The 20,260-nt window shown below is 41.0% G+C and carries 20 protein-coding genes and 6 tRNA genes; 10 read left to right on the forward strand and 16 right to left on the reverse strand.

Annotated features, from left to right (window positions below; genetic code table 11):
- The first annotated feature begins 1 nt into the window (after position 1).
- Genes A9J31_RS05975 through A9J31_RS05985 form a run of 3 tightly spaced genes read left to right on the forward strand, consistent with a single transcriptional unit; the run spans position 2 to position 1,209 of the window.
- The gene (locus A9J31_RS05975; protein ID WP_067763055.1) at positions 2 to 523 is read left to right on the forward strand and encodes a Na+/H+ antiporter subunit E; all 522 of its coding nucleotides are present in this window, start codon (positions 2 to 4) and stop codon (positions 521 to 523) included.
- Complete coding sequence (locus A9J31_RS05980; RefSeq protein WP_067763056.1) at positions 520 to 795, forward strand: monovalent cation/H+ antiporter subunit F; 276 nt, start codon at positions 520 to 522, stop codon at positions 793 to 795. Before A9J31_RS05975 ends, A9J31_RS05980 begins: the two co-directional genes overlap by 4 nt.
- A gap of 12 nt (positions 796 to 807) precedes the next feature.
- Positions 808 to 1,209 (forward strand): Na+/H+ antiporter subunit G, encoded by a 402-nt coding sequence (locus A9J31_RS05985; protein ID WP_067763057.1) that lies wholly within the window; start codon positions 808 to 810, stop codon positions 1,207 to 1,209.
- Positions 1,210 to 1,437: 228 nt separating this feature from the next.
- Here A9J31_RS05985 and A9J31_RS05990 read toward each other — a convergent pair whose 3' ends face one another.
- The 12 genes from A9J31_RS05990 to tpiA form a co-directional block, all read right to left on the reverse strand.
- The gene (locus A9J31_RS05990) at positions 1,438 to 1,845 is read right to left on the reverse strand and encodes a ribosome-binding factor A (RefSeq protein WP_067763059.1); all 408 of its coding nucleotides are present in this window, start codon (positions 1,843 to 1,845) and stop codon (positions 1,438 to 1,440) included.
- Positions 1,845 to 4,538 (reverse strand): translation initiation factor IF-2, encoded by a 2,694-nt coding sequence (gene infB, locus A9J31_RS05995; protein ID WP_067763061.1) that lies wholly within the window; start codon positions 4,536 to 4,538, stop codon positions 1,845 to 1,847. Before infB ends, A9J31_RS05990 begins: the two co-directional genes overlap by 1 nt.
- Positions 4,539 to 4,548: 10 nt before the next feature.
- Complete coding sequence (gene nusA / locus A9J31_RS06000; RefSeq protein ID WP_067763062.1) at positions 4,549 to 6,033, reverse strand: transcription termination factor NusA; 1,485 nt, start codon at positions 6,031 to 6,033, stop codon at positions 4,549 to 4,551.
- A gap of 35 nt (positions 6,034 to 6,068) precedes the next feature.
- Positions 6,069 to 6,593, reverse strand: coding sequence for a ribosome maturation factor RimP (gene rimP, locus A9J31_RS06005; protein WP_067763068.1), 525 nt, complete (start codon positions 6,591 to 6,593; stop codon positions 6,069 to 6,071).
- Between the two features lie 215 nt (positions 6,594 to 6,808).
- Positions 6,809 to 6,885, reverse strand: a tRNA-Met gene (locus A9J31_RS06010).
- 90 nt (positions 6,886 to 6,975) lie between these two features.
- A tRNA-Met gene (locus tag A9J31_RS06015) sits at positions 6,976 to 7,052 on the reverse strand.
- A 59-nt stretch (positions 7,053 to 7,111) separates the two neighbouring features.
- Positions 7,112 to 7,188: transfer RNA gene (locus tag A9J31_RS06020), tRNA-Met, on the reverse strand.
- 59 nt (positions 7,189 to 7,247) lie between these two features.
- Positions 7,248 to 7,324 (reverse strand) — tRNA-Met (locus A9J31_RS06025).
- A gap of 75 nt (positions 7,325 to 7,399) precedes the next feature.
- A tRNA-Met gene (locus A9J31_RS06030) sits at positions 7,400 to 7,476 on the reverse strand.
- A gap of 48 nt (positions 7,477 to 7,524) precedes the next feature.
- Positions 7,525 to 7,609 (reverse strand) — tRNA-Leu (locus A9J31_RS06035).
- 52 nt (positions 7,610 to 7,661) lie between these two features.
- Positions 7,662 to 7,991 carry a preprotein translocase subunit SecG gene (secG, locus tag A9J31_RS06040; protein ID WP_067763070.1) on the reverse strand — a complete coding sequence of 110 codons (330 nt, stop codon included), beginning with the start codon at positions 7,989 to 7,991 and terminating at the stop codon, positions 7,662 to 7,664.
- A 13-nt stretch (positions 7,992 to 8,004) separates the two neighbouring features.
- Positions 8,005 to 8,796 (reverse strand): triose-phosphate isomerase, encoded by a 792-nt coding sequence (gene tpiA, locus A9J31_RS06045; RefSeq protein ID WP_067763072.1) that lies wholly within the window; start codon positions 8,794 to 8,796, stop codon positions 8,005 to 8,007.
- Between the two features lie 275 nt (positions 8,797 to 9,071).
- Here tpiA and pilB point away from each other — a divergent pair, with 275 nt between their 5' ends.
- From pilB to coaE, 4 genes are read left to right on the forward strand one after another with little or no spacing between them, the layout of a single operon-like run.
- Complete coding sequence (gene pilB, locus A9J31_RS06050) at positions 9,072 to 10,781, forward strand: type IV-A pilus assembly ATPase PilB (protein WP_067763074.1); 1,710 nt, start codon at positions 9,072 to 9,074, stop codon at positions 10,779 to 10,781.
- Positions 10,782 to 10,813: 32 nt separating this feature from the next.
- Entirely contained in the window at positions 10,814 to 12,040 is a 1,227-nt protein-coding gene (locus A9J31_RS06055) for a type II secretion system F family protein (RefSeq protein ID WP_067763076.1), read from the forward strand.
- The gene (locus A9J31_RS06060; RefSeq protein ID WP_067763078.1) at positions 12,040 to 12,900 is read left to right on the forward strand and encodes a prepilin peptidase; all 861 of its coding nucleotides are present in this window, start codon (positions 12,040 to 12,042) and stop codon (positions 12,898 to 12,900) included. The genes A9J31_RS06055 and A9J31_RS06060 overlap by 1 nt, the downstream gene beginning before the upstream one ends.
- Positions 12,901 to 12,909: 9 nt before the next feature.
- The gene (coaE, locus tag A9J31_RS06065) at positions 12,910 to 13,512 is read left to right on the forward strand and encodes a dephospho-CoA kinase (RefSeq protein WP_067763080.1); all 603 of its coding nucleotides are present in this window, start codon (positions 12,910 to 12,912) and stop codon (positions 13,510 to 13,512) included.
- A 15-nt stretch (positions 13,513 to 13,527) separates the two neighbouring features.
- On the opposite strand, the gene A9J31_RS06070 is transcribed toward coaE, so the two are convergent.
- The 3 genes from A9J31_RS06070 to ppnP all read right to left on the reverse strand — a co-directional run bounded on the left by A9J31_RS06070 (position 13,528) and on the right by ppnP (position 15,720).
- Positions 13,528 to 14,448: a DMT family transporter gene (locus A9J31_RS06070; protein WP_067763082.1), complete on the reverse strand. Its 921-nt coding sequence runs from the start codon at positions 14,446 to 14,448 to the stop codon at positions 13,528 to 13,530.
- Between the two features lie 23 nt (positions 14,449 to 14,471).
- A complete protein-coding gene (gene rlmB / locus A9J31_RS06075; RefSeq protein ID WP_067763084.1) occupies positions 14,472 to 15,221 on the reverse strand; it encodes a 23S rRNA (guanosine(2251)-2'-O)-methyltransferase RlmB in 750 nt (249 codons plus the stop codon).
- 175 nt (positions 15,222 to 15,396) lie between these two features.
- Positions 15,397 to 15,720, reverse strand: a complete 324-nt coding sequence (gene ppnP, locus A9J31_RS06080; RefSeq protein WP_067763086.1) for a pyrimidine/purine nucleoside phosphorylase — start codon at positions 15,718 to 15,720, stop codon at positions 15,397 to 15,399.
- A 696-nt stretch (positions 15,721 to 16,416) separates the two neighbouring features.
- Between ppnP and recN the strand changes: the two genes are divergently transcribed.
- On the forward strand, positions 16,417 to 18,078 hold the full coding sequence (gene recN, locus A9J31_RS06085; protein ID WP_067763088.1) for a DNA repair protein RecN: 1,662 nt from the start codon (positions 16,417 to 16,419) through the stop codon (positions 18,076 to 18,078).
- Between the two features lie 84 nt (positions 18,079 to 18,162).
- Here the strand turns inward: recN and A9J31_RS06090 are convergent, their stop codons facing one another.
- Positions 18,163 to 18,888, reverse strand: coding sequence for a hypothetical protein (locus A9J31_RS06090; protein WP_081410280.1), 726 nt, complete (start codon positions 18,886 to 18,888; stop codon positions 18,163 to 18,165).
- Between the two features lie 281 nt (positions 18,889 to 19,169).
- Here A9J31_RS06090 and A9J31_RS06095 point away from each other — a divergent pair, with 281 nt between their 5' ends.
- A complete protein-coding gene (locus A9J31_RS06095) occupies positions 19,170 to 19,724 on the forward strand; it encodes a YqgE/AlgH family protein (protein ID WP_067763263.1) in 555 nt (184 codons plus the stop codon).
- The gene (gene ruvX, locus A9J31_RS06100; protein WP_067763090.1) at positions 19,717 to 20,160 is read left to right on the forward strand and encodes a Holliday junction resolvase RuvX; all 444 of its coding nucleotides are present in this window, start codon (positions 19,717 to 19,719) and stop codon (positions 20,158 to 20,160) included. Before A9J31_RS06095 ends, ruvX begins: the two co-directional genes overlap by 8 nt.
- The last annotated feature ends 100 nt before the right edge of the window (positions 20,161 to 20,260 follow it).

The following is a 20,260-nucleotide window of genomic DNA, read 5'->3' on the forward strand; positions in this document are numbered from 1 at the left end:
TATGGCTAAAATTTCTGTGCTGAATAGATGGTTCCCCCATCCCTTGGTTTCAGTGATGGTTGGTGCGAGCTGGGTCATGTTAGCGCATAGCTTAGATGCCGCTACAATATGTATGGCTTTACTCTTAGCTGTGGTTATTCCACGTTTGGTCCGCCCTTTCATTGATCACACACCAAATATTAATTGGTTGGCTGCCAGCAAATTATTTTTTGTGGTGTTGTGGGATATTATTGTCAGCAATATTCATGTAGCGAAATTGGTGCTTGGGCCGACAAATAAACTTCATCCAAAATGGTTTCGCGTTCCTTTAGATACCCAACACGAAGAAGTCAACTCTTTACTAGCGATGATTATTACCACTACACCTGGCACTGTTACTGCGGGGATTGACCAAGATCGTGGTGACATCCTTGTCCACGCTTTGAGTACTGATGATCCTGATGCTGAAATTCAAACCATTAAAGCCCGTTATGAGCAACCTTTGATCCAAATTTTTGGTGTCGACACCGGAGAATCCGCATGACCTTTTTACCTTATGCTCTCGGCATCTGTATGGTTGCAATAACGATCTCTATGTTGCTGTGCTTAATTCGACTGGTGATGGGTCCCTCTATCGTCGACCGTCTTTTGGCATTGGATACTCTCTTTTTAAATGCAACCTGTTTAATTGTTATCCTCGGTATTTACTGGGCCAGCACATCTATGTTTGAAGGTGCATTACTTGTAGCTATGCTTGGTTTCGTTTCAACTGCTGCGTTGGCTCGTTACTTTACCACTGGCCATGTCATCGACTAGGAGCACGCGAATATGCAATTGATTATGGAAATTATCGTATCTATCTTTTTGATTATTGGTGCGTTCTTTATGTTAGTCGGCGGTATTGGTATGGTTCGTTTGCCCGACTTATTCATGCGTCTACATGCACCCACTAAGTCGAGTACGCTTGGACTAGGTAGCTTCTTAATTGCTGCAATTATTTATGCTGCGTTTCAAGGACGTTTCGGCTTTGCTGAACTGTTGATTACTCTTTTTGCATTTATCACTGCACCAGTATCTGCAAATCTTATAGCACAAGCAGCGTTGCATTTACGTTTACGTTCTTTAAGTGGTGATGCACCTGAAGCCTTAAATCGTCCTTTACCATGGCAACGTACACGACGACGCGCTTTCCATCAAAAAGCCAACTCAAAACCTGATGATCTAGCATAAGACCAGATCATATTTTTTTTGATAAATAAATTCATTAATCTTCGTGATGAAGATTTGAACAGCTTATTCTTTTACATGCGCTCTAAGTTTCTTGATAAATTGAATAATTCAGTCACCTATTTTAAATGATAATCTTCAACATCAATGTCCTAGCTTATACATTTTAAAACGAATACAGTAACAAAAAAGCCACCCGAAGGTGGCTTTTTTAACATTCAGAAATCTGAATTATTCATCATCTTTTTTTGCGTCTTCAGCTGGAGGTAGATCCTTCACAGCTTCAGCAATTAGACCAAACATGTAGTTGCCATAAGCATTTGTTTTGTCGTAATGGAAACGCAAACGCGGCGTAATACGTGTCTTAATGCGATGACCAAGTTCATGGCGTAAGAAACCAGATGCTTTATTCAAAACATCTAAAGTTTCTTTGTTTGCCGTTTCACTTTGTTCATCACCTAATTCACGACCCATCACGGTTACATAAACTTCGGCATATCCTAAGTCTGGGCTCACCTTCACAGCAGAGATGGTCACAAGACCACCTAAGCGTGGATCTTTCAGCTCCTGACGGATCAGTTCTGACAACTCACGTTGTACTGTATCCGCCATACGCTTCAGACGTTGACTACCCGCCATTAAAGACTCCGTTTAATTAATTGAACATCGTACACTTCGATCTTATCTTGTGCTTTGATGTCTTTATAACCTTTCACCGCAAGACCACATTCCATACCGGCACGAACTTCTTCAACCACTTCTTTATAGCGACGAAGAGATTCAAGCTCACCTTGGAATACAACCACGTCATCACGTAATACGCGAATCGGTTTATTACGGTGTAATGTACCTTCAAGTACCATACAACCAGCAGCAGCACCAAATTTACTTGAGTGGAACACTTCACGTACTTCAGCAACACCCAGAATCGTTTCACGATGTTCTGGTGCTAATTTACCACTCATTGCCGCTTTCACGTCATCAATCAATTGATAGATGATTGAGTAGTAACGAATGTCAATGCTATCTGCATCTGCTTTTTGACGCGCAGCGTTGTCCGCACGTACGTTAAAGCCTAGAAGAACCGCTTCAGAAGATTCAGCAAGTGTTACGTCAGACTCAGTGATTGCACCTACGCCAGAACCAATAATACGTACTTTAACTTCGTCAGTCGCAAGCTCAGCAAGCGCAACATGTAGCGCTTCTAATGTACCGCGTACGTCAGTCTTCAGAACAACGTTCACGATAGGCACATCTTTCTTGCCCATAGACGCCATGATGTTTTCAAGACGCATTGCAGATTGACGCTCAAGACGTTTTTGACGTTCACGATCCATACGCGCATCGGCAACTTCACGTGCTTTTTTCTCGTCGCTTACAACAAGAACTTCGTCACCAGCCATAGGTGCTTCTGGAAGACCTAAGATTTCTACTGGAATCGAAGGACCTGCAGATTTAATACGTTGACCGTTTTCATCTGTCATCGCACGAACGCGACCATAAGATGCACCAGCAAGGACTAAATCACCCACTTTCAATGTACCGTTTTGTACAAGGATTGATGTAACCGCACCACGACTGTTATCAACACGTGCTTCAATAACAACACCTTGTGCTGCACCTTCTTCAGATGCTTTCAACTCAAGCATTTCAGCTTGGATTGAAATCAAATCAAGAAGTTCATCAATACCTTGACCAGAGTGAGCAGAAACTTTCGCTACAGGAACGTCACCACCCCATTCTTCAGGTACGATTTGCTTAGCAGTCAATTCGTTCAATACGCGATCTGGATCAGCAGATTCTTTATCCATCTTGTTGATAGCAACAATGATAGGTGTACCCGCTGCACGCGCATGATCAATTGCTTCAGCAGTCTGTGGCATTACACCATCATCCGCTGCAACAACGAGAACCACGATATCAGTTGCTTTCGCACCACGTGAACGCATTGCAGTAAATGCTGCGTGTCCCGGAGTATCTAGGAAAGTAATGATACCTTTGTCCGTTGTAACGTGGTAAGCACCGATATGCTGTGTAATACCACCTGCTTCGCCTTGTGCCACTTTAGCACGACGAATACGGTCAAGAAGCGATGTCTTACCATGGTCAACGTGACCCATGATTGTAACCACTGGCGCACGTGTAGATTGAGCACCACGCGCTTCTTCAGCAGCTTCAAGTAAGTTATCTTCTGCTTGTGTATCAGATACAAGAACTGGGTTATGACCCATTTCTTCTACGATTAATGCAGCAATTTCTTGATCAATCGCTTGGTTCTGAGTAACCAATTCACCCATTTTCATCAGTGATTTGATAACTTCACGAACTTTAACCGCCATTTTCGCAGCTAAGTCAGCAACAACAATTGTTTCACCGATTTCAACATCATAAACTTGTTTTTTAACTGGTTTTTCAAAGCCATGCTTGTTCGCTTGACTTGTTTTTAAACCACGTTTATGTGAGTTATCACGGAAAGATTGCTCTTCACCACGACGACTGCCTTTTTTCGGTGAACGTGAATTGTTGGTGTTTGTACCACGTTTAATTTCACGGTCTTCTTTCGCAAATGAATCTTCATATGCCTGACCTACAAGGCCTGCAGCAAGCGGAGAATCATCTACAACACGAATGGTTGCAGTTGAATCTTCAGAAGAATACTTAGATGCCATTTGACGCATTTGTTCAAGCGTACGTTGTTGTGCTTCTTCAGCAGATTTACGACGTGCAGCTTCTTCTACAGCTTTTAACTGAGCAGCTTGCGCTTCACGTGCTTTTTTCTGCTCTAAAGTTTCAACAGGCTTGGTAATTGGTTTGTTGTTTGACTTACGTTTAACAACAACTGCAGCTTTAGGCGTTTCCTGTTTCGCGTGTTCTTGCTTCGCAGCAGCACGCATTGCTTCTAAAGCTTGTTTAGCTTTAGATACAGGTTGTTTCACTTCTTCAGCTTTCGCAGCAGGTTTTTGCTCAACTTGTGCACGGGCAGTTTGTTCAGCTTGTGCTTTCGCTAATGCTTCAGCTTTGATCTGTTCAGGATCTGGCTTAACGAATGTATGCTTTTTACGCACTTCTACATTAATCGTTTTTGCCTTACCCGATGTACTCGCAACTTTAGCAGTACTGGTAGTTTTACGTTTCAACGTGATTTGTCCTGCATTGCCCGCATCCTGACCATGAACTTTTTTCAAATGGTTAACGAGGGCATTTTGTTGTTCAGTGGAGATAATATCGTCAGGTTTACTTTGCGGTAAACCTGCATCACGAACCTGTTCCAGTAGCTTCTCAACTGGACGACCCACGCTAAGAGCTAACTCATTTATCGACTTGTCCGTCATATATTACCTCCTAGTTAAACCATGATTCGCGCGCTTTCATAATGAGTTGACCTGCTTTCTCAGCACCCAAACCTTCAATATCAGAGATATCGTCAGTTGCCTGATCTGCAAGATCATCTACAGTTACCACACCACGAGCGGCTAGCGCATACGCGATTTCTTTTGTCACACCTTCCATCGCAGCAAGCTCAGCGCTTGGCTCTTGGATGTTTTCCTGTTGTTGTAGTGCATCAGCCAATGCAATTTCTTTCGCACGACCTTGAAGCATTTCAACAGTTTCAGCATCTAACTCGATTTCGTCGAATGTTTCCGCAGGAACATAAGCAATTTCTTCAAGTGATGTGAAGCCCATTTCAACCAATGCAATCGCCAAGTCTTCCGCAATATCAAGACGAGACACAAACATATCTAAATATTGTTGTGCTTCGTTTTGTTGACGTGCGTGATACTCATCTTCAAGCATCATATTGAGCTTATAACCAGTCAACTCAGACGCTAAACGTACGTTTTGACCTTGTGAACCAATCGCACGAGCAAGCTGATCACTCGTTGCGAAGATAATATCAGCTGTACGCTCTTCTTCATCGATCACAATGCCTGATACATCTGCTGGCTCTAAAGCACTTGCGATATATTGAGCTGGATCATCAGACCATACAACAACATCAATACGCTCACCATTTAACTCTGATTGTACAGCTTGGATACGTGTACCACGCATACCAATACATGCACCTACAGGATCAATACGGTGATCGTTTGTTTTCACAGCGATTTTAGCACGAACGCCAGGTTGGCGTGCAGCAGCCTTAATCTCAATGATTTCTTCAGCAATTTCAGGAATTTCTTTCTTCATCAATGCAATTAGCATTTCTGGTTTAGAACGAGAAAGTAATAACTGAGCGCCACGACCTTCACGGTTTACGTTAAACAAAATCGCATTTACACGTTGTTTAGGGCGTAAAATTTCTTTTGCGATCATTTCTTCACGCGCAAGATAAGCTTCAGCATTGTCACCTAAGTCGATAATGAAACCGTCTTTAGTTTGCTTTTTCACTTCACCGTAAATTAATTCGCCCACTTTAGATTCGTAAGCATCAGCAATTAACGCACGTTCTGCTTCACGAATTTTTTGAACGATTACTTGTTTTGCAATTTGTGCAGCAATACGACCGAAGTCAATTGACTCAACTTCAAGTTCACGAATATCACCAATTGCCCATTTTGCAGGATCTACATCAGAGATCGCATCTTGGCATGCTGGCATTTCGTGATCTTCATCGGCAACCACCTCCCATTGACGGAAAGTACTGTAATCACCAGTTTTACGATCGATTTCTACACGTAGACGAGCTTCTTCCGAGTGAGTACCCTCGTAGAATTTCTTCTTAGTCGCTGCAACTAAAGCTTGTTCAAGTGCTTCAAAAATTGCATCACGACTTACACCTTTTTCGTTACTAACCGTTTCTACTACGGTAAGAATTTCACGAGCCATAAGTCACCTATTCGTTCAGATTCTTTTTTATTGAATTAATCTTGGTAGATCAAATTTGCTTTATCGATGTTGTGACTGTCGATTTCCAATACTTGTTCTTTTTCCACTTCCACTTGAATCATTTCATTTTCAAGATCGACAGATACAAGTTTTGCTTGGAATTTACGACGATTTTCCACTGCACTAATCAGACGAAGCGCAACTTGTTGACCAATGTACGATGTCATTTGTTCCAATTTGAAAAATTGACGATCCCAGCCAGGTGAAGACACTTCAAGTGCATATTCACCCGAAATTGGGTCATGCACATCAAGCATTGCACCCACTTGCTGAGTTACACGTACACAGTCTTGCACACCAATACCACGACCCTGCTCTACTTCACCGTCTTCATTTAAGACAGGCTCAGTGGTTTCAACATCTACGCGGTCGATATAAATACGTAATAGAGAACGTTTACCTTGAGGCTGAAAATCAATCCCCCAAAGATCCACATTACATGCTTGCACAGCTGGGGCAATTAAGTCCTGAAGTGCTTGAGTTTTATTTGATAGCTTCATTTACTCTCGTCAAATTTGCGCGATTCGATGGTCGAGATGACCACTACTGACCGATGAAAACTATAGTAGTAGTGAAACATGACGGTTTGACCAAAATACTGTCGACACTACACGATAGCCAATAAAAAAGGGCGTAATCGCCCCATTATTACACAGAAAACCAAAGCCCACTGTGCAAAAAGGCCCACCTAGTTGTGAGCCTCTTTTTAGAAACTTGGTAGCGGGAGCTGGATTTGAACCAACGACCTTCGGGTTATGAGCCCGACGAGCTACCAGACTGCTCCATCCCGCATCAACATGTAAAAATTATATACAATTCATTCGCTATTTTCAATCTAAAACAAGCTAAATGATTGCTCCACTGAGTTACATCTCAGAGGATTGGTAGCGGGAGCTGGATTTGAACCAACGACCTTCGGGTTATGAGCCCGACGAGCTACCAGACTGCTCCATCCCGCAACAACATCACAATAATTTTCAGTTAAAAACTGCTCATATAGATTGTGACTATATAAGAATGGTAGCGGGAGCTGGATTTGAACCAACGACCTTCGGGTTATGAGCCCGACGAGCTACCAGACTGCTCCATCCCGCAACAACATCACAATAATCTTCAGTTAAAAACTGCTTATATAGATTGTGACTATATAAGATTGGTAGCGGGGGCTGGATTTGAACCAACGACCTTCGGGTTATGAGCCCGACGAGCTACCAGACTGCTCCACCCCGCAACAACAAAAACAAATAGTTCTCTCAGCTTTAAAAGCTGCCCATTAAAAAGTTTGCGTCTTTAAAATAGAATTGATTGGTAGCGGGAGCTGGATTTGAACCAACGACCTTCGGGTTATGAGCCCGACGAGCTACCAGACTGCTCCATCCCGCATCAACAGAGTTCGCTGCATACACCAACTTATATTCTGGATTCATAAGTTGGTGCGGAAGGGGGGACTTGAACCCCCACGCCCGAAAGCACTACCACCTCAAGGTAGCGTGTCTACCAATTCCACCACCACCGCAGCTGTGACGCATTCTAGTCGCAACACGTCAAAAAAGAAAGGTCTAAATAAATTATTCAGAACTTTTTGGTGCGGTTGGCGAAGTTTCAGCCACTTTTGCAGGTGCAGTTGGTGCCGACGAAATCGCATTTAAACTATATGCATCGGTGGTTTGTTTTTTTGCAAATACCGCAAGCGTTAGGCTGGTCACAAAGAAAAGTGCCGTCAAAATCGCAGTCAGACGGGTCATAAAATTACCCGAACCGGATGCACCAAACACAGTCGCAGCACCACCCCCACCAAACGATGCACCTGCATCTGCGCCTTTACCATGCTGAACTAAAATCAGCACGATCATTAATACAGCTAAGATAATATGTACCACCAGCACAAACGTATGCATGCTGAACTCCTAATTATTTTGTATTTGCAAATGCTTGAGCAATTTTATAAAACGACTCAGCATTCAGCGATGCACCGCCGACCAGTGCACCATTGATATCTGGACAGGCTGCCAACTCTACTGCATTTTCAGGCTTAACACTACCACCGTACAAAATTGCCATATTTTGGCCTTCTGCGGTGATTTGACTTAAACCTTGACGAATTTTTGCGTGCATTGCTTGAGCATCTTCAGGAGAAGCTGTCTTCCCCGTTCCAATCGCCCAAATAGGCTCATAAGCAACCACAATATTTTTCCATTGCTCTGCATTTACTACTGCAGCAATATCACAAATTTGTTGCAAGACCACTTGCTCTGCCTGCCCAGCTTCACGCTGCTCAAGACTTTCACCCACGCAGTAAATGACAGTTAGCCCTGCATTTAAAGCATTTTTTACTTTTTCATTCAATATTTGTGGTTGTTCATCGAATATTTCACGGCGCTCAGAATGACCTACCAGTACAAAGTCAATCGCATTGTCTTTTAACAATTCAGCACTGATCTCGCCTGTATATGCGCCTGTGCCTGCAACCCGTGAAACATCTTGTGCAACTGTCAAAATAGTACGATTTGCCTGTTTCAGCGAATCACGCACAGCCGTCAATGCAATCGCCACTGGTGCAATACCAATATGACAATTTTCTTCTACAATATTTTGATTATTCAATAATTGTTTAAAATTTTGAAGAAGCGCGCTGGCATCGGCCTGCATTGGGTTCATTTTCCAGTTACCAACAACCCAAGGCGTAATCGTCGAACCCGACATATCTATCCCACATAACAAAGATGAAATCGGGCACATTCTACACGTAAATCATTTTTTTGAAGATAATTTTCCATACTTTTAGCGTCACATTTGCGCTAAGTGACTTAAGCCATTCATCATTTCTGTAAAATAATTAAGCTGATTTAAGGACTGGTTCATGCTTTTAACCAATTCTTAGCTAGTGACAACACTTTCAGATATGGTATTTTTATGCAACAAAAGTATAATTTTGCTATACCAATTATAAACAGACTGACGCATAGGCACACAAAAGCATGACTGCAGTTCAAGGTTCACCAAGATTTACGGGGTTTGTTCGTCGCTTAGTTGATGAGGGACATCTATCGGCTGAAAAAATGCAGGCTGCATTACAAAATGCAAAAAAAGCCAAGCAAGATATCGTGCCACATTTGATTCATGAATATCAGCTTTCTCCCCGCACAATCGCCGAAACCATTTCAATGGAGTTCGGTGAACCTGTTTTTGATATTTCAACCTATGATACTGCTTTGATTATTCGTGATGAGTTTGAAGACAAACTGATTACCAAGCATCGTATTTTACCGATTTTCAAACATGGCAACCTGCTATTTGTTGCAATCAGCAATCCAACCAATGTAGAAGTAGTAGATGCTATTCGTTTCGGCAGCAAGCTGAATACTGAAACCATTATTGTTGAGCATGACAAACTCGAAAAGTTAATCGAGCAAAATTTTGCTGAAGAAAGTACCTTTGATTTTGATGATGATTTTGATCTTGATTTAGAAAGTGATGCTCCTGAACCATCCGATTCTGATGAAGAAGAAGCGACAGGTGAAGAAGCACCTATTGTAAAATACATTAACAAACTATTGGTTGATGCGATCCGTATGGGCGCATCAGATTTGCATTTTGAACCGTATGAAAAAACCTATCGCGTACGTTATCGTGTCGACGGTGTACTTCGTACCATCACCAACCCTCCACTACAACTCGCAACACGCTTAGCATCACGTTTAAAAGTGATGTCACAAATGGACATTTCAGAAAAGCGTGTCCCGCAAGATGGTCGTATCAAATTAAAACTATCGAAAAGTAAGGCGATTGATTTCCGTGTTAACTCATTACCAACTCTATTTGGTGAAAAACTCGTATTACGTATTTTAGATCCATCCAGCGCCATGCTCGGCATTGATGCACTGGGTTATGAGCCGGATCAAAAAGAATTGTTTATGCAGGCATTGGATAAACCACAAGGGATGTTGCTGATCACCGGCCCAACTGGTTCCGGTAAAACAGTGTCACTTTATACTGGCTTAAATATTTTAAACCGTGAAGACACCAATATTTCAACTGCCGAAGACCCTGTCGAAATTAACTTAGAAGGAATTAACCAAGTTAACGTCAACAATAAAGTCGGGCTGACGTTCTCTGCCGCATTAAAGTCATTCTTGCGTCAGGATCCAGATATTGTGATGGTCGGTGAGATTCGTGACTTAGAAACTGCCGAAATTGCCATTAAAGCAGCGCAAACCGGCCATATGGTGATGTCTACGCTACATACCAACAGTGCACCTGAGACACTGACACGCCTTAGAAATATGGGTGTGCCGTCATTTAATATTGCAACATCTGTCAATTTGGTGATTGCACAGCGCCTTGCACGACGCCTTTGTAGCCAATGTAAAGAATCTGTAGATATTCCAAAGCAAAGTTTATTAGAACTTGGCTTTACTGAAGATGATTTAGCGACTCCTGATTTCAAAATTTATCAACCGGTTGGTTGCGCTGAATGCCGCGAAGGTTATAAAGGTCGAGTCGGTATTTATGAGGTAATGAAAGTTACACCTGAAATTTCAAAAATTATTATGGAAGACGGAAATGCATTGCAAATTTCTGAAGCTTCTAACAGAGCAGGTTTTAACAATTTACGCCGTTCAGGCTTAATTAAGGTTATGCAGGGGGTGACTTCACTTCAAGAAGTCAATCGTGTAACCAGTGAGTAAGTGAATTAGTATTTAAAAATAAGGATAAATTCATGGCTGTAAAAAAAGCGCAGATGATGCCAACCTTCAGTTATGAAGGTGTAGATCGCAAAGGGGTGAAAATTAAAGGGGAATTGCCCGCACGTAATATGGCTTTAGCCAAAGTAACATTACGTAAACAAGGCATTACCATTAAAACTATTCGAGAAAAGCGTAAAAACATTCTTGAAGGTTTGATGAAGAAAAAAGTTTCCACTTTAGATATTACGATTTTCACTCGTCAATTAGCCACCATGATGAAAGCAGGTGTTCCACTGGTTCAAGGCTTTGAAATCGTGGCAGAAGGCCTAGAAAACCCAACTATGCGTGAAGTTGTGCTCGGTATTAAAGGTGAAGTTGAAGGGGGGAATACCTTTGCGGGTGCGCTGCGAAAATATCCTCAATATTTTGACAATTTATTTTGCTCGTTAGTGGAGTCAGGGGAACAATCGGGTGCTTTAGAAACCATGTTAGATCGCGTAGCGATTTATAAAGAAAAAAGCGAATTGCTCAAGCAAAAAATTAAAAAAGCTATGAAATATCCAATCGCTGTCATTGTTGTTGCTATTATTGTAACAATCATATTAATGGTTAAAGTAGTACCCGTTTTCCAAGAATTATTTAGTTCTTTTGGTGCTGACCTTCCCGCATTTACTCAATTAGTCGTAAATATGTCAAATTGGTTTCAAAAATATTGGTTCATCTTTTTATTAGGTGTCGGACTTTTAATTACAGCTTTTTTGGAAATAAAAAAGCGTAGTAAAGCCTTCCGTGACTTCTTAGATAAAGCTGCTCTCAAAGCACCTATTTTTGGTGATTTGGTCTACAAAGCAATTATCGCTCGTTATAGTCGTACATTAGCGACCACATTTGCTGCTGGTGTACCACTCATTGATGCGCTGGAATCTACAGCAGGCGCAACTAACAATGTCGTATACGAGACTGCAGTCATGAAAATTCGTGAAGATGTTGCAACTGGCCAACAACTTCAATTTGCCATGCGTGTTACGGATAAATTCCCATCAATGGCCATTCAAATGGTCGCAATTGGTGAGGAATCTGGTGCTCTCGATGCCATGCTCGATAAAGTTGCAACACATTATGAAAATGAAGTAGATAACGCCGTTGATGGTCTTACATCAATGATGGAACCATTAATTATGGCGGTACTCGGTGTGCTTGTTGGTGGCCTTGTGATTGCAATGTATCTTCCAATCTTCCAAATGGGTTCTGTGGTTTAATGCAAGAATTAATAACTTACCTCATCAACACCCCAATTGCGCTGTATATCGCGGTTGGGCTTTTTAGTCTTTGTATTGGTAGTTTCCTCAATGTAGTGATCTACCGTACACCTAAAATGATGGAACAAGAGTGGCGTACTGATTGCCAACTTTTCCTTCACCCAGAACAACCAATCATTGATGAAAATAAAATCACGCTAAGTAAGCCCAATTCGACTTGTCCAAAATGTCAGACACCGATTCGTTGGTATCAAAATATTCCTGTCATTAGTTGGCTCGTCCTTCGTGGAAAATGCGGTGATTGTCATAATCCAATTAGCATCCGCTATCCACTCATTGAGTTATTAACAGCCATTTGTGGTATCACTGTTGTCGCTGTATTTGGACCAACCTTACAGATGTTATTTGGTCTAGTTTTAACGTATGTTCTAATTGCACTCACATTTATCGATTTTGACACTCAATTACTCCCTGACCGTTATACCCTACCACTTGCTGCACTCGGTTTAGGTATTAATAGCTACGCAATCTATACCTCTCCAACTTCATCAATTTGGGGCTATATTATTGGCTTTTTATGTCTTTGGATTGTTTACTACCTGTTTAAAATTATTACTGGTAAAGAAGGCATGGGCTACGGTGATTTCAAGTTACTAGCCGCTCTTGGGGCATGGATGGGACCGTTTTTACTTCCACTGATTGTCTTGCTCTCCTCCCTTGTTGGTGCCATTATCGGGATCATTCTCTTGAAAGTCCGTAAAGAAAATCAGCCATTCGCCTTTGGCCCCTATATTGCCATTGCGGGTTGGATTGCCTTTCTTTGGGGTGATCAAATCATGAAAATCTATTTAGGCCAATAAGGTAAAACAATGACTTTTATTCTGGGATTAACAGGTGGGATTGGCAGTGGCAAGTCCGCTGCAAGCCAATGGTTCGAAGCTCAGAATATTGTTGTTGTAGATGCAGATATAGTGGCACGTGAAGTTGTTGAAGTCGGACAACCTGCTCTAGTCCAAATTCGACACATCTTTGGTGATTGGGTAATTCTTGAAAATGGAGCACTGAATCGTTCTGCATTACGCGAGCATATCTTTAAAGATCCATCTGCCCGTCAAACACTTGAGCAAATCACGCATCCTGCAATTCGCACTGCAATTATTGAACAATTAGCAGCAGCGCAAAGTCCATATGTGATTTTGGTATCGCCACTCCTGTTTGAAACCAATCAACATGAATTAACTGATCATACACTGCTCATTGATGCCACGGAAGAATTACAAATTCAGCGCGCATCCAGTCGTGATGGGCAAAGTGTTGAGCAGATTCAAAAAATTATTCAAGTTCAAATGCCACGCGAGCAAAAAATTCAGCATGCCAATGACGTGGTATTGAATGATGGTCATTTAGAGCATCTCTATGCTCAACTGCGACCATTACATCTTAAGTATTTAGCTCAGGCTGAAATCCACTGATATAAAAAAGCAGTCTCACTCAGACTGCTTTTTTTGTTGCTGTAGTTGCTTCTCTAAAGTATCTTGCCGGCCCAACCATTTCCATGGTTGTATTGCACCAATACCCATCCCGAGCAAACCACAAATAATAGCCACGCTCAAAGGCTCATCCAGTAAAGGCACTGCCAAAACTGCTGCGATAAAAGGCGCCAAAGTCACAATACTTCCTGCCTTAAATGCACCCAATCGCTTAATCGCTTCGACATAAGTTAATGTTGCGATGATTACCACAAAAATACCGTGGAAAATGACCTGACCAATCAGTTGCATCGGCTCAGGATCAGACCAATGTTTCGGGAAAAATAGCAAATAGATGGGCACAAAAATAATAGCGGACCAGATCGCCACACCAGACATTGCATGCCATGCCGATAGTTTCCACTGCTTTAACAGTACGGTAAATATCCCCCACCAGATTGCACTGATGAAAAATAGCAAATCACCTAAACCAAAAGCTACACCTGATTCCATATACATCAGATAACTCATAACACCAATGGAACTCAGCATAATCGAGACGCTGATCCAAGTATGTTTATCTAGTGGCTGTCTAAAGATAAGAAAAGCCGCAAAGGCTGTACATAATGGAATACAACCATTGAGAAAAATGGCAGCATGTGCAGCTGGTGCATAATGAAATGCGCTATAGGCAGTCAAACAATATGTCACCCCGCCAATCATTGCCAAGATAAACGGCTCTTTTTTCCATAAAAAAGCCGTATCTTTTTTATAAATTAATATCGGCAGCAGGATGCAAAAGGCTAGAGCAAACCGCAGCGCGGTAATATCCCAAGCACTAATGCCCCAATTGGCACTTAAACGTGCCGTTAAGGTAAACCCACCCCAAATACACATCGTAATCAGGACATACAGGTAACCTTGCTTTTGGGGAGACATATTAAGTTTCTATCGAGTATTCATTAAAGATTTCGTTGGCGACATGCTTCGTACAATGCCATACCGGTTGCGACACTCACATTCAAACTTTGTAGATTGCCCGCCATTGGAATGTAAACAGTTTGATCACATTGGCTTTGGGTAATTGGACGTAGTCCAGTATCTTCCGCGCCCATTACCACACAAATACCTGTGTCTTTAAAATCAAACTGTTGAATTGGGAGTGCTTTTTCATCCAACATCGTACCAACAACACGCACATTAAATTCTTCTTTCATGTGTCCTAAAGTACGTGCCAAATTCGTAACCTGAATGAACTTCACTTTCTCAGCGCCACCTGCAGCAACTTTACGTGCAGTCGGCGTTAAAGTTGCTGAGCGATCACGTGGTGCAATCACTGCTTCCACACCCATTGCCGCTGCTGTACGAATACACGCACCTAAGTTATGTGGGTCGGTAATATGATCCAATGCCAGAAGTAAAGCATTTGGTTTAGCTTGAAGTAAGCTATCTAAATCCTTTTCATTTAATACAGGATGCGGGCGAACGGCAGCCACTACGCCTTGATGAAAGGGTTGACCTGCTAATTTTTCTAAGCTGTCACGACTGGCTTTTTGAATAGATACGCCAAAAGGTTCAGCCAATTCAAAAATACGTTGTAAACGCTGATCTTCACGACCTTTTAAAGCAAACAAAGTTAAAACACGTTCTGGCTCGAGTTCCAGTAATGACTCCACTGCATGAACGCCATAAAAATATTCCGGTTTTGCCATGAACGACCTCTAAATTTGCAAACTTCAATCTAACTGAGCTACAGAGTGGATAACCCTCTGAACTTACATATATCCAAAAAGAAAAATCCTGCAAAGCAAGCTTTACAGGATTTATGCTTGAACAGTAGTTTAACCGATTCAGGTTAAAAAAACTGTGTCTAAATCAGTGTAGTGATTAGCCTTCTAAATGGCATACATAATCAAGCACTTCATCAGTTTCAATTTTAAAACGGCTGTTGCCAGGGACATAGAAAGATTGACCCGCACGGAACAATTCGCTTTCTTCGCTATCCGCAATTTGAACACGGCATTCACCTGAAATAATTTCCATACGTTCAGGCACATGTGTTTCAAATGTCAAAGCTTGTTCAGTTGGAAGTAAAACACCCAGTGTTTTTTTTGTTCCATCTTCAAATTGCACAGTATGGCTGATGCATAGACCGCCAAAATAAACATTTGATTTCTTAATTACCGATACATGATCAAACTGAGCTGACATGCGTTTTCTCCAGATAAAGCATATTTATAATATTTTGATGGATGTAGTTTAATTGTGCTGCAACAACTAATCAATCTGTGTTTGATGAAGCGTGAATCAATATTTTCTATAAACTCATCCTTGAACCAACAGCATGAATTTCAGGGTCAAAGCAATTGATTTTTCGAAAGTCTAAATCAACTCCCCCTTAGCTGACAAATGCATTTTCAGGGATCATCCACTAAAGTTGCAGAGCATTTTTGTGTATTAAATTTAAATATAAACCAACTATTGAAAAACCTTTTATCATTACCCAATATTAAAATTGAACAACCAATAAAATCTTTACAGATCTCATTTTAATAAATACTGAACGAACAATTAATTAGCACCATTAAGCACATGGCTATTTTTATCCAGCCTCATTTCAATTTAATGAAAAGTATCGAAGCCCAATCCCCAATTCGCTTTAGCCAGATTCCTTCAAAATATGAAAAAAAATTTAGCCATGCAGTCCATCACTCAAATGCTAAAAAATACATCGTTAAAAAAATTGTATTTATCCGAATGACGCTCTAGCACATTGAAGTTATATTTTTATCATCATTTTCAGATAGAATATGACTGTTTTAGTTCATCAAAAAATAAAACTGATCTTGTGACAAAAACAAATTCTGACTATCTTTAACCTACACTTTTCGCAGCTTGGATGCGTTTATGCTGACACACTTAACTCTGATCAATTTTGCTTTAGCCGACCATTTAGCCATTGATATCGAAAAAGGTTTTAATGTTCTAACCGGTGAAACAGGTGCAGGTAAATCACTTCTACTCGATGCATTATCAGCATGTTTAGGTGAGCGTACCGATACCAATTATGTACGTTTCGGATCAGAAAAAGCCGATGTCACAGCTACTTTTAGCTACCAAGACAATAGTGCTGAGGCGATTTGGTTAAAAGAACATGAACTGGATGATGAATCAGGTGAAATCCATTTACGCCGTGTGATTTTTGCTACAGGACGTAGTAAAGCATGGATTAATGGCCGACCAAGCAGCCTATCTGAATTAAAAGAAATTGGCCGTCTTTTGGTGCAATTATATAGCCAACATAGTCAGCAGCAGTTACTAGAACCGCCCTATCCAAAGCATTGGCTAGACCGTTATTACAACTTGTATGAGCCTGCACAAAATGTGCGTGATGCATATAGTAAATGGCAAAAAGATATTCGTCAGCATCAAGCAGCCTTAGATGCTCAAGCGACACGTAAACAGCGCATTGAAACGCTTGAATTACAACTCGAAGAACTTGAAGACACGGTTCAGCAAGATTACAAAGAAATTGAACAAGAATTTGATCGCCTCAGCCATCATGAACATATCATGCAAGATTGTTCATATAGCTTAAATGCGCTAGATGAAGCAGAACAAAATATCAATCAAGAAGTTTCTTCCATTTTACGCCGTCTCGAATCACATGCAGGGCGAAGTGACCAACTTTCAGAAATTCATGCTTCACTACTGAATGCACAAAGTGAGATGGAAGATGCCACAGCAAATTTACGTCAATTCATGGATCGTCAAAGTTTCGATCCTGAGCGTATGGAAGAATTGAACACTCAACTTGAAGGTTTCCATCGCCTAGCACGTAAATATCGTACCCAGCCAGAAGATTTAAAAGCCGAGTACGAACAGTGGCAAACCGAGCTTGAACAATTACATCAATTGGAAGATCCTGAAACCCTTGCAGAACAAGTCGAAGTTTCACATCAAGACTTTTTAGCCAAAGCACAGCATTTGGATAATATTCGCCGTGAAGGTTCAACTTCGCTCGCGAAGCAACTCACTGAGCAAGTTAAACAACTTGCGCTACCTGAAGCCCATTTTGAATTTAAATTTGAGCCTTTAGAGCAAGCATCCAGTGAAGGTCTAAGTTTCATACAATTATTATTCACTGCCAATAAAGGTATACCAGCACAACCCTTGGCACGTGTTGCTTCAGGCGGTGAGTTATCCCGTATTGCATTGGTCATGCAAGTCATGAATGCAGAGAAAACCGACTCAGAAGTTTTAGTCTTTGATGAAATTGATGTCGGGATCAGTGGTGGTACAGCAGAAATCGTTGGCCGTCTCTTAGCTGATCTTGCTCAACATGTGCAAATTTTATGTATTACTCACCAGGCCCAAGTTGCAGCGCAATCTGATCAACATCTGTTGGTGAAAAAACTTCAGACAGACCCAGCTAGCAGTACAATTGTGGACTTGGAAGAAGAACAGCGCATCCTAGAATTAGCACGCATGACAGGCGGTGTCGAAATAAGCGATACCACATTGCAACACGCCAAGCACTTACGTCAATTAAAGTTTCAACACAGTTAATATTTTAATGATTTAAAAAAGCCTTGTTCAAACATGACCAAGGCTTTTTATAGACGAAGTTTTCTAATTAAATAAAAAATACTTTTATTTAACAATACCTTGATAAACAAATCCTTTTGAACCCAAGCTATAGCGTAAATAACGATGCTGTGGTTGTAGCTTCTGATTTAACAGCATTACATCAACCTGCTTAGCAGCAACTTTTATATAATTTTGCTGATTATTACGCTCTTGATCATAACGACAATCGTAATCAACGGATATTTCATGCAAATTCTTTTGCTTGGTGTTGAATACATAGGATTTGAGTAATTGCTTCGGGCCAATTTCTACTGCTCTTAAATGATGTACACCGGTACAACTATCGCCTTTATAGTAGCTTCGTACCAAATAAATAGTTTTATTTTGAACACGTACTGGCTGTATTTGATTGATATAACCTGATTCAAATTCATCTAAGTGCTGAGTTTTAGCGGTAGCATATTGTACATAATTACTCCACTCACCCATCGTTCCACCACCCGAAACATCAAAACTATAAAATTTCAGTTTTTTGTCAGGTGAATACTGGATATGCACATAGCCTTGTTTTTCTAACTGGGCAAAATTATGTTTAAAGCTACTTGGATCATTGGCAATGAGTCTGACTACGGCCTGTTCAATATCAGTATTCACTTCATAAAAATTAGATTTTTGAAATTGTTGAATGACTTTAGACTCTTGCTTTTGTAGTGTCGCAATATCAGCAAAGGATGCATTTGAAATACAACCCAAAAAACTTAAAACGATCATTTTATGACTTATTTTCATTTAATCACCCTAATCTCTAAACATACATATCATTTGCTTAAAGACTATTTTAGCAACTCAGCTCGAATGGATTATGCAGGGTTATGATGTAAATACGTATCTGAATATAGCCATTTCACTGCCCAATTCATCATTTTTACTCAGATAAAACCAGCCTATCCGGTGATAAATTCTATCTTTCTTTACAAAATCATTTGGTGAATACGTATTTCTCTTGTAAGTTGAAAGCATCAAGTAAAACAATACTTGGCTCCACCAAGAATAAAAGGAGAATGCCCCTGGTGACAAAACAATACCTGACGCATCGCTGCCTAATTGCTCCGCCAGACATGAGCGACGATTTTTTTGCCAATACCGTGATCTACCTTGCGCGTCATGACGAAGATGGTGCTCAAGGCATAATTATTAACCGTCCATCTGGCTTGCAAATTAAAGAACTCTTGAATGATCTCGAAATTGAGGCGGATAATGTGCGACCTCATGAAGTGTTGCAAGGTGGCCCTTTACGCCCAGAAGCAGGTTTTGTTCTTCACACCGGTCAACCGACTTGGCATTCATCGATCGCAATTGGTGAAAATGTTTGTATAACCACATCCAAAGATATTTTAGATGCAATTGCCCACAATGAAGGTGTTGGTCGTTATCAAGTAGCGTTAGGCTATGCCAGTTGGGGTAAAAACCAGCTTGAAGAAGAGATCACTCGTGGTGATTGGCTCATTTGCGACTCAGATATGGATTTAATTTTTAACTTACCTTATGACGACCGTTGGGATGCCGCCTATAAAAAAATGGGGGTTGACCGTATGTGGTTATCGTCTGAGATTGGACATGCCTGAAACAGCAACGCATCAAATGATTATGGCCTTCGACTTTGGCACACAGAAAACAGGGATGGCAGTAGGACAAGCACTGATTGAAAGCGCCAATCCACTTCCGCTCTTCCCGATGAAAGATGGTATTCCTAATTGGGATAACTTGCTTAAAATTGTGAAGCAATATCAACCCGATTTGTTCATTATTGGCCTACCTCTCAATATGGATGACAGTGAATCTGAACTTTCAACGCGGGCACGTAAATTCGCGCGCCGTTTACGTCATCAGACCAATATTGAAACCCTAATGGTAGATGAACGATTAACTACACGTGAAGCACGGGATGAATTGGGACACTACCAAGCGCAAGGTCGCGGTAAAAATATTTCAGCCGACAGTATCGCAGCTGCGTTATTTATAGAAAGTTGGTATCGCAATCCAGTTGGGGTAAAACCTTAAGCTGAAAAAAGCATTAACCGATATAAAAAAGCATCCCCTTGAGGATGCTTTTTTATGATGATTTAGTGCTGAAATTTATAAAATGATTGAAAATGAACAG

Source organism: Acinetobacter gandensis (genome assembly GCF_001678755.1).
Taxonomy (GTDB): Bacteria; Pseudomonadota; Gammaproteobacteria; order Pseudomonadales; family Moraxellaceae; genus Acinetobacter; species Acinetobacter gandensis.

Bases quoted from the DNA above. Each gene is read 5' to 3' on its own strand.
- infB (WP_067763061.1), bottom strand. From the start codon at position 4,538: ATGACGGACAAGTCGATAAATGAGTTAGCTCTTAGCGTGGGTCGTCCA.
- rimP (WP_067763068.1), bottom strand. From the start codon at position 6,593: ATGAAGCTATCAAATAAAACTCAAGCACTTCAGGACTTAATTGCCCCA.
- tpiA (WP_067763072.1), bottom strand. From the start codon at position 8,796: ATGTCGGGTTCGACGATTACGCCTTGGGTTGTTGGTAACTGGAAAATG.
- A9J31_RS05975 (WP_067763055.1), top strand. From the start codon at position 2: ATGGCTAAAATTTCTGTGCTGAATAGATGGTTCCCCCATCCCTTGGTT.
- recN (WP_067763088.1), top strand. From the start codon at position 16,417: ATGCTGACACACTTAACTCTGATCAATTTTGCTTTAGCCGACCATTTA.
- A9J31_RS06055 (WP_067763076.1), top strand. From the start codon at position 10,814: ATGGCTGTAAAAAAAGCGCAGATGATGCCAACCTTCAGTTATGAAGGT.
- A9J31_RS05980 (WP_067763056.1), top strand. From the start codon at position 520: ATGACCTTTTTACCTTATGCTCTCGGCATCTGTATGGTTGCAATAACG.
- ppnP (WP_067763086.1), bottom strand. From the start codon at position 15,720: ATGTCAGCTCAGTTTGATCATGTATCGGTAATTAAGAAATCAAATGTT.
- ruvX (WP_067763090.1), top strand. From the start codon at position 19,717: ATGCCTGAAACAGCAACGCATCAAATGATTATGGCCTTCGACTTTGGC.
- nusA (WP_067763062.1), bottom strand. From the start codon at position 6,033: ATGGCTCGTGAAATTCTTACCGTAGTAGAAACGGTTAGTAACGAAAAA.
- rlmB (WP_067763084.1), bottom strand. From the start codon at position 15,221: ATGGCAAAACCGGAATATTTTTATGGCGTTCATGCAGTGGAGTCATTA.
- A9J31_RS05990 (WP_067763059.1), bottom strand. From the start codon at position 1,845: ATGGCGGGTAGTCAACGTCTGAAGCGTATGGCGGATACAGTACAACGT.
- A9J31_RS06070 (WP_067763082.1), bottom strand. From the start codon at position 14,448: ATGTCTCCCCAAAAGCAAGGTTACCTGTATGTCCTGATTACGATGTGT.
- secG (WP_067763070.1), bottom strand. From the start codon at position 7,991: ATGCATACGTTTGTGCTGGTGGTACATATTATCTTAGCTGTATTAATG.
- A9J31_RS06060 (WP_067763078.1), top strand. From the start codon at position 12,040: ATGCAAGAATTAATAACTTACCTCATCAACACCCCAATTGCGCTGTAT.
- A9J31_RS05985 (WP_067763057.1), top strand. From the start codon at position 808: ATGCAATTGATTATGGAAATTATCGTATCTATCTTTTTGATTATTGGT.
- A9J31_RS06090 (WP_081410280.1), bottom strand. From the start codon at position 18,888: ATGAAAATAAGTCATAAAATGATCGTTTTAAGTTTTTTGGGTTGTATT.
- coaE (WP_067763080.1), top strand. From the start codon at position 12,910: ATGACTTTTATTCTGGGATTAACAGGTGGGATTGGCAGTGGCAAGTCC.
- pilB (WP_067763074.1), top strand. From the start codon at position 9,072: ATGACTGCAGTTCAAGGTTCACCAAGATTTACGGGGTTTGTTCGTCGC.